The 11,300-nt window shown below is 66.9% G+C and carries 9 protein-coding genes; all 9 read right to left on the reverse strand.

The features are described from left to right. Positions 1 to 747, reverse strand: a 747-nt coding sequence (gene tpiA, locus DSP71_RS09565) for a triose-phosphate isomerase (protein ID WP_113680971.1), incomplete at its 3' end; no start/stop codon positions are given. After that, entirely contained in the window at positions 738 to 1,952 is a 1,215-nt protein-coding gene (locus DSP71_RS09570; protein WP_113680972.1) for a phosphoglycerate kinase, read from the reverse strand. The genes DSP71_RS09570 and tpiA, both read right to left, overlap by 10 nt. A 10-nt stretch (positions 1,953 to 1,962) precedes the next feature. Continuing rightward, positions 1,963 to 2,973 (reverse strand): type I glyceraldehyde-3-phosphate dehydrogenase, encoded by a 1,011-nt coding sequence (gene gap, locus DSP71_RS09575; protein WP_113680973.1) that lies wholly within the window; start codon positions 2,971 to 2,973, stop codon positions 1,963 to 1,965. A gap of 115 nt (positions 2,974 to 3,088) precedes the next feature. Then, a complete protein-coding gene (locus DSP71_RS09580) occupies positions 3,089 to 3,715 on the reverse strand; it encodes a superoxide dismutase (RefSeq protein ID WP_025105027.1) in 627 nt (208 codons plus the stop codon). 185 nt (positions 3,716 to 3,900) lie between these two features. Then, on the reverse strand, positions 3,901 to 4,878 hold the full coding sequence (whiA, locus tag DSP71_RS09585; RefSeq protein WP_017830285.1) for a DNA-binding protein WhiA: 978 nt from the start codon (positions 4,876 to 4,878) through the stop codon (positions 3,901 to 3,903). Positions 4,879 to 4,945: 67 nt separating this feature from the next. Next, the gene (gene rapZ / locus DSP71_RS09590; protein ID WP_046749271.1) at positions 4,946 to 5,818 is read right to left on the reverse strand and encodes an RNase adapter RapZ; all 873 of its coding nucleotides are present in this window, start codon (positions 5,816 to 5,818) and stop codon (positions 4,946 to 4,948) included. 34 nt (positions 5,819 to 5,852) lie between these two features. Beyond that, on the reverse strand, positions 5,853 to 7,757 hold the full coding sequence (gene uvrC, locus DSP71_RS09595) for an excinuclease ABC subunit UvrC (RefSeq protein WP_113680974.1): 1,905 nt from the start codon (positions 7,755 to 7,757) through the stop codon (positions 5,853 to 5,855). Next, a complete protein-coding gene (gene uvrA, locus DSP71_RS09600) occupies positions 7,757 to 10,645 on the reverse strand; it encodes an excinuclease ABC subunit UvrA (protein ID WP_113680975.1) in 2,889 nt (962 codons plus the stop codon). The genes uvrC and uvrA overlap by 1 nt, the downstream gene beginning before the upstream one ends. A 9-nt stretch (positions 10,646 to 10,654) precedes the next feature. Continuing rightward, positions 10,655 to 11,251, reverse strand: a complete 597-nt coding sequence (locus tag DSP71_RS09605) for a hypothetical protein (RefSeq protein WP_147251271.1) — start codon at positions 11,249 to 11,251, stop codon at positions 10,655 to 10,657. Between the last annotated feature and the right edge of the window lie 49 nt (positions 11,252 to 11,300).

Here is an 11,300-nt window from a genome sequence, read left to right on the forward strand (position 1 = left end):
GTCCACGACGAGGCTCGCCCCGCCGACGAGTGCGCCGTCGACATCGGGCTCGCGCATGAAGCTGGCGATGTTTCCCGACTTCACGGAACCTCCATAGAGGATCCGCGTGCGCGCTGCCGCCTCGTCGCCGAGCACCTTCGCGATGACGGCGCGCAGAGCGGCGCAGACGTCTTGCGCCTGCTGAGGCGTCGCCGCCTGACCGGAGCCGATCGCCCACACGGGCTCGTACGCCACGACGATGTCCGCCTTCGGCGAGACCCCCTCGAGCGCTGCCTCGAGCTGCGACACCGGAACCGCGCTGGCACCGAACTTCTCGAGGTCGCCGGCCGTCTCGCCCACGCAGATGACCGGTACCAGGCCGTGCTTGAGCGCTGCCTTGACCTTGGCGGCCACGACATCGTCACCTTCGGAGTGGTACTCACGACGCTCGGAGTGGCCGATGATCACGTACTTCGCATCGAGCTTCGCCAGGAACGCTCCCGACACCTCGCCGGTGTACGCGCCCGAGTCATGTGCCGACACATCCTGCGCTCCGAGCGCGAACGGGATCTTGTCCGCGTCGATGAGGGTCTGCACGCTGCGGATGTCGGTGAACGGCGGGAACACCGCGACCTCGACGGATCCGTCCTCGTGCTTCGCATCCTTCAACGTCCAGTGCAGCTTCTGCACGAACGCGACCGCCTGCAGGTGGTCCAGGTTCATCTTCCAGTTTCCCGCGATCAGCGGGGTACGAGAGTTCACACCCATCCGAGGACCTCCAGCCCAGGTAGTTTCTTGCCCTCGAGGAACTCGAGGCTCGCGCCGCCACCGGTCGAGATGTGACCGAACTGGTCGTCGCTGAAGCCGAGCTGGCGCACGGCTGCAGCGGAGTCTCCCCCGCCGACGACGCTGAGGCCGTCGACCTCGGTGAGCGCTTGCGCGACGGTCTTGGTGCCCGCTGCGAAGGCAGGGAACTCGAACACGCCCATGGGGCCGTTCCAGAACACGGTCTTCGACCCGCGGATGACCTCGGCGAAGCGTGCCGCCGTCTCCGGACCGATGTCGAGCCCGATGCCGGAGGCACCGAACGGCGTCGACTCGATCGCGTCGGCTGCGGCGACCTCGTGCGCGGCGTCGGCGCCGAAGGACGCGGCCACCACGACGTCGGTGGGGAGCACGAGCTCCACGCCGCGCTCAGCCGCTTCCGCGATGTACCCGCGCACCGTGTCGAGCTGATCCTCTTCCAGAAGGCTCGAGGCGACGGCGTGCCCCTGGGCCTTGAGGAAGGTGAAGAGCATTCCGCCACCCACCAGGATCTTGTCCACGCGCGGGAGCAGGTGCGAGATGACGCCGAGCTTGTCGCTGACCTTCGAGCCGCCGAGCACGACCGCATAGGGGCGCTCGGGGTTCTCGGTCAGGCGGTCCAGCACGTCGAGTTCCGCGGCGATCAGCAGACCGGCCGCCGACGGGAGCAGCTCGGCGAGCTCGTAGACGCTGGCCTGCTTGCGGTGCACGACGCCGAACCCGTCGGAGACGAACACGTCCCCGAGTTCTGCGAGCTCGGCCGCGAAGGCAGCACGCTCGGCGGCGTCCTTCGAGGTCTCCCCCGGGTTGAACCGCAGGTTCTCGATCACGACGACCCCGCCGTCCTCGAGCGATGCCACGGCCTCCTTGGCGGATTCGCCGACCGTGTCGCGCGCGAACGCGACCGGGGCGCCGAGCAGCTCGGAGAGCCGCTGAGCCACCGGCCCGAGGCTGTACTGCGGGTCGGGCGCACCGTCGGGTCGGCCGAGGTGCGAGCACACCACAACACGGGCGCCCGCGTTGATGAGTGCATTGAGGGTCGGCAACGAGGCGCGGACACGGCCATCGTCCGTGATGATCCCATCCCGCAGGGGGACGTTGAGATCACAACGGACGATGACGCGCTTGCCCTCGAGCGACCCCAGGGTGTCCAGGGTGCGCAGAGTCATGTGTCTGAGCTTAGAGGCGCTCGGCCACGTACTCGGTCAGGTCGACGAGACGGTTGGAGTAGCCCCACTCGTTGTCGTACCAGCTGGACACCTTGATCAGGTTGCCGCTCACGTTGGTGAGCGTCGAGTCGAAGATCGACGAGTGCGGGTTGTGCACGATGTCGCTCGAGACGATCGGGTCCTCGTTGTACTGGAGGTAGCCCGCGAGACGGCCCTCGGCAGCAGCCTTCTTGTAGGCCTCGTTGACCTCGTCGACCGTCAGGTTCTCACGGTCGGTGATGAGGGTGAGGTCGACGATCGAGCCGGTGGGAACCGGAACACGGTACGACGAACCGCTCAGCTTGCCCTGGAGCTCAGGGAGCACCTCGCCGATGGCCTTGGCCGCACCGGTCGAGGCCGGGGTGATGTTGATCGCAGCGGCACGGGCACGACGGAGGTCGCTGTGCGGGCCGTCCTGCAGGTTCTGGTCTGCGGTGTACGCGTGCGCGGTCATCATGAAACCGCGGTCGATGCCGAACGCGTCGTTGAAGACCTGAGCCAGCGGCGCGAGGCAGTTCGTGGTGCAGGACGCGTTGGAGATGATGTGGTCGGTCTCCGGGTTGTACGTGTCCTCGTTCACGCCCATGACGAACGTGCCGTCGACGCCCGTACCGGGAGCCGAGATGAGGACCTTGTTCGCGCCGGCCTCGATGTGCTTCTTGGCGAGCTCGGCCTTGGTGAAGAAGCCGGTCGACTCGATCACGATGTCGACGCCCAGCTCGCCCCACGGGAGGCCTGCGGGGTCGCGCTCGGCGAACGCCTTGATGGTCTTGCCGTTGACGGTGATGCTCTCGTCGTCGTAGCTGATCTCGGCGTCGAGGACGCCGCCCACCGAGTCGTACTTCAGCAGGTGCGCCAGGGTCTTGTTGTCGGTGAGGTCGTTGACGGCGACGATCTCAAGGTCTGCTCCCTGCGCGAGAGCCGCGCGGAAGTAGTTGCGTCCGATGCGGCCGAAGCCGTTGATACCGATCTTGACAGACACTCAGGTCTCCCTGTTTCTCGTGCATCGCACGCGGCTTTCCAGCGAGCGTGAGGTGCGGGGTTTTTTGGCTGAGAGGGCGTCCCGACGAGCCGTGGCCCGTCGGGACGCGACCCGATTACGACAGTACCAGCAGGCCGTTCGTCTGCTGACGGGCGACCTCGAGGCGCTGGGCGACGTTCTCCCAGTTGGCGATGTTCCACGCGGCCTTGACGTAGTCGGCCTTCACGTTGAGGTAGTCGAGGTAGAAGGCGTGCTCCCACATGTCGAGCTGGAACAGCGGGATGGTGCCCTGCGCCGTGTTCGACTGCTGGTCGAAGAGCTGCTGGATGATGAGGCGCGAGCCGATCGAGTCCCAGCTGAGCACCGCCCAGCCGGAGCCCTGGATTCCGGTGGCCGCGGCGGTGAAGTGCGCCTGGAACTTCTCGAACGAGCCGAAGTACTCATCGATCGCGGCCTTCAGCTCGCCCTCGGGCTGACCTCCGCCGTTCGGCGACAGGTTGGTCCAGAAGATCGAGTGGTTGACGTGACCGCCGAGGTTGAAGGCGAGGTCCTTCTCGAGCTTGTTCACGTTCGCGAGGTTGCCGCTCTCGCGAGCCTCGGCGAGCTGCTCGAGAGCGGTGTTCGCGCCGGCGACGTAGGTCGCGTGGTGCTTGTCATGGTGCAGCTCCATGATCTTGCCGCTGATGTGCGGCTCGAGGGCTGCGAAGTCGTAGGGAAGGTCGGGGAGCGTGTAGGTCGCCATATCGCTTTCATCCAATCCGCGCCGCGCCGCGGCGCTTGCCGATCCTCCGCGCCGCCGATGTGCGGCGTAGAGCGGACGTGATTCATCCTACTGACGACAACGCGGCCACGGCCCCGATCCTTCCGCCGTATGACGAAGACCCGCCGTCCGGATGCCGGACGACGGGCCTTGGTCGAGGATGCGGATCAGACGTCGAGTCCGACGGGGACGGCGGCTTCCGTTCCGGGAATGCCCTCCTGCTGCGCGCGCTTGTCCGCCATCGCCAGCAGGCGACGGATGCGACCGGCGACGGCGTCCTTCGTCAGTGGCGGGTCGGCATGGTGTCCCAGCTCGTCGAGGCTGGCATCACGGTGCGCGAGACGAAGCTCGCCCGCCACCTTCAGATGATCGGGGACCTCGTCGGCCAGGATCTCGAGGGCACGCTCGACACGCGCGCACGCGGCAACGGCGGCCTGTGCGGAACGGCGCAGGTTCGCGTCGTCGAAGTTCACCAGACGGTTGACGCCGGCCCTGACCTCGCGGCGCTGGCGGAGCTCCTCCCAGGCGATCGCGGTCTTCTGCGCTCCCATCTCGTTCAGGATGGTGCGGATGGCCTCGCCTTCGCGCACGACCACGCGCGGCATACCGCGCACCTCACGGGCCTTCGCGGCCACCCCGAGTCGATGCGCGGCGCCGACGAGAGCCATGGCCGCCTCCGAGGACGGGCAGACGACCTCGAGCATGGCGGAGCGTCCTGGCTCGCTCAGGCTGCCGGCCGCGAGGAACGCGCCGCGCCACAAGCCGGCGACCTCGGCCCGGGAACCGGTGGTGAGCCGGTTGGGAAGCCCACGGACGGGCCGTCGACGCTGATCGAGCAGACCCGTCTGACGGGCCAGGGTCTCCCCCTGCGCGATCACCCGCACAGCCCAGCGTGCACCGTCGTTCGCGGTGCTCGACTGCACCTGGGCGATCTCCGGGCGCACGCCGTAGATCTCAGCGAGGTCGCGGGCGACGCGTCGTGCGAGAGTCTCGGCATCCACCTCGGCCTCCACGGCCACACGGCCGGCGATCGAATGCAGACCACCGGCGAACCGGAGTATGGCGGTCACTTCCGCGACTCGCACCGTCGGGGGTGCGTTGCGGATGCTGACCAGCTCGGCCTTGACGTCGGTGGTTAGTGCCACGACACTCCTTCACGTTCACGCGCCGGATCGCGACGCAAACGTCCAGCTTACTCGGCCGGACGGCCCGCTACTCTCGGCCCAGGTCCCGGTGACGGACGTTCACGGCCACTCCGGGGATCGCAGCGAGGCGGCGCGCCAGCTCTTCCGACATCGCCACGGAACGGTGCTTCCCGCCGGTGCAGCCGATAGCGATCGTCGAGTGGCTCTTGTTCTCGCGCTGGTATCCCTCGAGCACGGGCACCAGCGCCTTCGAATAGGAGTCCAGGAACTCCATCGCGCCTTCGCGGGAGAGGACGTACTCGCGCACGGGCTCGTCCTGTCCCGTCTGACCGCGCAGCTCCTCGTTCCAGAACGGGTTCGGCAGGAATCGCATGTCTGCCACGATGTCGACGTCGGTCGGAAGCCCGTACTTGAATCCGAAGCTCAGCAACGTGACCCGATGCCGCGCCTCGCCCTCTGCCGAGAAGATGTCGGAGACGTGCGTGGCGAGCTGGTGGATGTTGAGCATCGAGGTGTCGATCACCAGGTCCGCGCCTTCGCGGATCGGGGCGAGGCGCTCACGCTCGGTACGGATGCCGTCGAGCAGAGTCCCCTCCCCCTGCAACGGATGCGGTCTGCGCACGGACTCGAATCGACGCACCAGCACGTCGTCCGACGCGTCGAGGAACAGCACGCGGACGGAGCCACGGGAACGCAGCGCACGCGCCACACCGGGGAAGTCGTCGAAGAGGTTGCGTCCACGGACGTCCACGACGGCGGCGACCTTGGGCAGCGCCGTGCCACCCATGTCGGTCAGATCGAGCAGAGGACGCAGGATCTGCGGGGGCAGATTGTCGACCACGTACCAGCCGAGGTCCTCGAGTGCGTTCGCCACCGTCGTCCGACCCGCGCCGGACATTCCCGTGACGATGAGGAACTCGCCCTTTTCCCCGTCAGACATCGCTCAGTGCTCCCTCTCCCCCTCGACCTCCAGCCTAGCGAGTGGAGAGGTGCGTGTGGATGTTCTGGGCGAGCACGGGACCGATCCCCTGGACCTCTTCGATCTGCCCCGGTTCTGCCGCGCGAAGAGCGGTGACCGAGCCGAAGTGCTTGAGCAGCACCTTGATGCGCGCGGCACCCAGCCCGGGAACCTCGGCGAGGACGGAGCCGATGTCGTTCCGCCGTTTCTTGCGCTGATGCGTGATCGCGAACCGGTGTGCCTCGTCGCGAAGCCGCTGCAACAGGTAGAGGGCTTCGCTCGTGCGCGGCAGGATCACCGGGAAGTCCTCGCCGGGAAGCCAGACTTCTTCGAGTCGCTTCGCTATGCCGCACACCGCGATCTCGGTGTGTCCCGCATCACGGAGCGCCCTGGCCGCCGCTTCGACCTGAGGCTGTCCGCCGTCGACGAGAAGCAGCTGCGGTGGATACGCGAAGCGGGGCTTCCGACGTGCTGTCGCCTCGCCGACGTCTTCCCCGACGACCTCGTCTGTCGTCGGGTCGATGGCCTCCGGCTCTTCGGGTCGGTCGAGGTAGGCCAAGCGACGACGGAGCACCTGATACATCGAGTCGGTGTCATCCGTGGTCTCGGCGATGTTGAACGAGCGGTACTGGTCCTTGCGGGGAAGGCCGTCCTCGAACACCACCATCGAGGCGACGACATTCGTGCCGCCGAGGTGCGAGATGTCGAAGCACTCGATCCGCAGCGGCGCTTCGTCCATCCCGAGCGCCTCCTGCAGGTCAGTGAGAGCCTGCGTGCGGGCGACGTAGTCGGTCGTGCGCCGTGTCTTGTGACGGATCAACGCCTGCTGTGCGTTCAAGGTCGCCGTGCGCATGAGATCTGCGCGTTGGCCGCGTTGCGCCACCGCGATCTCGACCTTCTTACCGCGGCGTTCACGCAGCCACAGCTCGAGCTCCGCGGCGTCGTCGGGCAGCGTGGGCACCAGGATACGCCGCGGCACGTCCTGCGCTTCGCCGTAGGCCTGCTGGAGAACCTGCTCGACGAGTTCGCCGCTGGAGATGTCGATCTCCTTCTCGATCGTCAGAGCACGCACACCACGGACCCTGCCGCCGCGGATGACGAAGTGCTGCACCGCCGCCGCCAACTCGTCCTCGGCGATGCCGAACAGGTCGGCGTCCTCATCACTGGGGAGCACGAGTGCACTCTTGCCCAGCACAGCTTCGATGGCCGAGAGCTTGTCCCGATACTTGGCTGCGGCCTCGTAGTCCATCGCCGCCGACGCGGCCAGCATCCGCTTCGTGAGCTCGCGCGTGAAGCGCTCATCACCACCGGCCATGAAGGCGACGAAGTCGTCGACCATGGCACGGTGCTCCTCGATGCTCACCGTCATCGAGCACGGACCACCGCACTTGCCGATCTGGCCGGGGAAGCACGGCCTGCCCGTCTGCATGGCGCGACGGTAGCTGGAGTCACTGCAGGTGCGGATCGGGAACGCCTTGATCATCAGGTCGATCGTCTCGTGCACGGCCCACACCTTCGGGAAAGGGCCGAAGTAGCGAGCGCCGGGGATCTTCCGGTTGCGCGTAACGATCACACGCGGTGCTTCGTCTGCGAGCGTGACAGCCATGAAGGGATAGGACTTGTCGTCCTTGTACCGCACGTTGAAGGGCGGATCGAACTCCTTGATCCACATGTACTCGAGCTGGAGCGAGTCGACATCGGTCGGGACCACCGTCCACTCGACGGACGACGCCGTCGTGACCATGCGTCGGGTCCGCTCGTGCAGGGTCCGCAGCGGCGCGAAGTAGTTCGACAGCCGCTGCCGGAGGTTCTTCGCCTTCCCCACGTAGAGCACGCGACCGGCCGAGTCGCGGAACCGGTACACGCCGGGGTCGGTGGGTATCTCTCCGGCCCGCGGCTTGTACGGCAACACGTCGGCCATCAGCTGGCCTTCCGCGCGGAGCGCCCCTCACCCAGGATCTCGGCGAGGAAGAGACCGGTGTGGCTCTCCTCGACGCGCGCGATCTGCTCCGGGGTACCCGTGGCGACGATCTGTCCGCCGCCCGAACCGCCCTCAGGGCCGAGATCGATCACCCAGTCCGCGGACTTGATCACGTCGAGGTTGTGCTCGATCACGATGACCGTGTTGCCCTTGTCGACCAGTCCGTTGAGCACTTCGAGGAGCTTGCGGACGTCTTCGAAGTGCAGACCCGTCGTCGGCTCGTCGAGCACGTAGATGCTGCGTCCATTGCTGCGTCGCTGGAGCTCGGTCGCGAGCTTGACGCGCTGCGCCTCACCACCGGACAGGGTCGTCGCCGACTGGCCGAGTCGCACGTACCCGAGCCCGACGTCGACGAGCGTCTTCATGTAGCGGTGGATCGCCTGGATCGGCTCGAAGAACTCGGCTGCCTCCTCGATCGGCATCTCGAGCACCTCGGCGATGTTCTTGCCCTTGTAGTGCACGGCGAGCGTGTCGCGGTTGTAGCGCTTGCCGTGGCAGACCTCGCAGTCGACGTACACGTCGGGCAGGAAGTTCATCTCGATCTTGATCGTGCCGTCGCCTGAGCAGGCCTCGCACCGGCCGCCCTTGACGTTGAAGCTGAAGCGTCCGGGCTGGTAACCGCGGACCTTCGCTTCGGGCGTCTCGCTGAACAGGGTGCGGATGCGGTCGAACACTCCCGTGTACGTGGCCGGGTTCGACCTCGGGGTGCGACCGATCGGGGCCTGATCGACGTGCACGACCTTGTCGAGGTTGTCGAGTCCGGTGACCCGCGTGTGCTTGCCGGGGACGGTTCTCGCACCGTTCAGCCGCGACGCCAGCACCTGGTACAGGATGTCGTTGACGAGAGACGACTTCCCGGAGCCGCTGACCCCGGTGACTGCGGTGAGGACGCCGAGCGGGAAGTCTGCGGTGACATTGCGGAGGTTGTTCGCCCGAGCGCCCACGACGCTCAGCATCCGCTTCTTGTCGATCTTCCTGCGCTTCTTCGGCATGGGGATCTCACGACGGCCGGACAGGTACTCCCCGGTCATGGATTCCGTGTCGGCGAGCAGGGCGGAGTACGGTCCGGAATGGACCACCGCACCGCCGTTGACGCCCGCGCCGGGGCCGATGTCGACGACCCAGTCCGCTGCTTCGATCGTCTCTTCGTCGTGCTCCACCACGATCAGCGTGTTGCCGAGGTCGCGCAGCGTGAGCAGCGTCTCGATCAGACGGCGGTTGTCGCGCTGATGCAGACCGATCGACGGCTCGTCCAGGACATAGAGGACTCCGGTCAGTCCGGAGCCGATCTGCGTCGCGAGACGGATGCGCTGCGCCTCACCACCGGACAGCGACCCCGCCGAGCGGCTGAGGTTGAGGTAGGACAGACCCACCTGCAGCAGGAAATCGAGACGAAGGCGGATCTCACGCAGCACCTGAGCCGCGATCTTGGCTTCACGCTCGGTGAGTGTGAGCGTCTCCATGAAGGCACGCGCGTCGGCCAGGCTCAGGTGCGAGACCTCGGCGATCGAGTGCCCGTGCACCTGCACCGCGAGGACCTCGGGCTTGAGCCTGTCGCCGTCGCACACGGGGCACGGCACCTCGCGGAGGTACTCGCCCCAGCGGTTGCGCTGGTTGTCCGATTCGGCCTGCAGGTACTGGCGCTCGATGTAGGGCACCACACCCTCGAAGCCCGAGGTGTAGCGCATCTCGCGACCGTAGCGGTTCTTCCACTTCACGGAGACCTTGTAGTTCTCGCCACGCAGCACAGCGTTCTGCACATCGGAATGCAGTTCACGCCACGGAGTGTCCAACGAGAAGTCGAGGTCGTTCGACAGTCCCTCGAGCAGCCGCTCGTAGTACTGGAACAGCCCCTTGCCCTGCGTGGTCCACGGGATGATGACGCCCTCGCGGATCGACAGGTCTTCGTCACCGAGCATCAGGTCGACGTCGACGGACATGCGCGTGCCGAGGCCGGAGCATGCGGGACAGGCTCCGAACGGCGCGTTGAACGAGAACGTGCGCGGTTCGATCTCGGTGAGCGTGAGAGCGTGGCCGTTCGGACAGGCGAGCTTCTCGGAGAAGGTCTGCCAGGCGTCGTCGCCCTCGCCGTCGACGTAGTTGATCTGCACCACACCGCCGGCGAGTCCCAGCGCAGTCTCGACCGAGTCGGTCACGCGTCCGAGGATGTCGTCGGATGCGACCAGGCGGTCGACCACCACGGCGATGTCGTGCTTGTAGCTCTTCTTGAGCGTGGGAGGCTCGGCCAGCTGGATGAGGTCGCCGTCGACGATCGCGCGTGAGTACCCCTTCGCGCCCAGTTCCCGGAAAAGGTCGACGAACTCGCCCTTCTTCTGCGAGACGATCGGCGCGACCACCTGATACCGCGTGCGCTCGGGGAGCTCCATGAGCTGATCCGCGATCTGCTGCACCGTCTGACGCTGGATCCGCTCGCCGCACTCAGGGCAGTGCGGGATGCCGATGCGCGCCCAGAGCAGTCGCATGTAGTCGTAGATCTCGGTGATCGTGCCGACCGTGGACCGCGGGTTGCGGTTGGTCGACTTCTGGTCGATCGAGACGGCGGGGCTCAGCCCTTCGATGAAATCGACGTCGGGCCGATCGACCTGACCGAGGAACTGGCGCGCGTACGCGCTCAGCGATTCGACATAGCGGCGCTGCCCCTCGGCGAAGATCGTGTCGAACGCGAGGCTGGACTTTCCCGATCCGGACAGACCGGTGAACACGACGAGCGAGTCGCGGGGAATGTCGATGTCGACGTTCTTGAGATTGTGGACGCGGGCACCGCGGACACTGAGTTTTCCGGGGGAGGCAACGGGGACGATGGGCACCGGACAAGTCTACGAGGGGCCACGGACATTGGCTCCGTCGTGCCGCACCGCGATGCTCTCCCCCTCCACCCGTTCGGACTCTCGGGGGTGAGCGTCCGCTCTCCGGGCGGCGTGCAGGGCCAGCAGAACTCCGACGGCGAGCGCCGCGGCGGCGAGCGGTGCGAGCGGGGTGAGGCCGTGCACGACATCCGAAGGCGCGAGCAGCCACACGCCGAACACGACGGGCTGCGCCAGCAGCTGGATGACGAGGAGACGCGCGAGACTCGACCCCAGAACGGGAAGCGCGACACGCGAGGAGATCGGGATCACCAGGCTCAACGATCCGAGCACGTGGATCGCATGCACGAGCAGCACTGCCAGAGCGGTGCGCCCCGGATCCGGGTCCGTCAGGAGAATGCCGAACACGAGGCATGCGGCTGCCAGCCAGGCGGCCAGGGAACGTTGGAGCACGACGGCGAGCGCTGCGGCGATCACGGCGACGCCCTGCCACAACGGGAAGGGGACGAGCACGAGCGCCCCTCCCCACGCGATACCCACCACCAGCAGTCGGACGACGACCCCCGGAACGGCCGCCCGCACCCGGAACGATCGGAGTCGGCGCCTCACCTCCGTACCATCCGCATCCGTTGCTGGCGAAGAGCCGCGAGCCTCATCG

Origin of the sequence: Microbacterium sp. H6 (genome assembly GCF_003314775.1) — a bacterium.
Lineage (GTDB): Bacteria > Actinomycetota > Actinomycetes > Actinomycetales > Microbacteriaceae > Microbacterium > Microbacterium oxydans.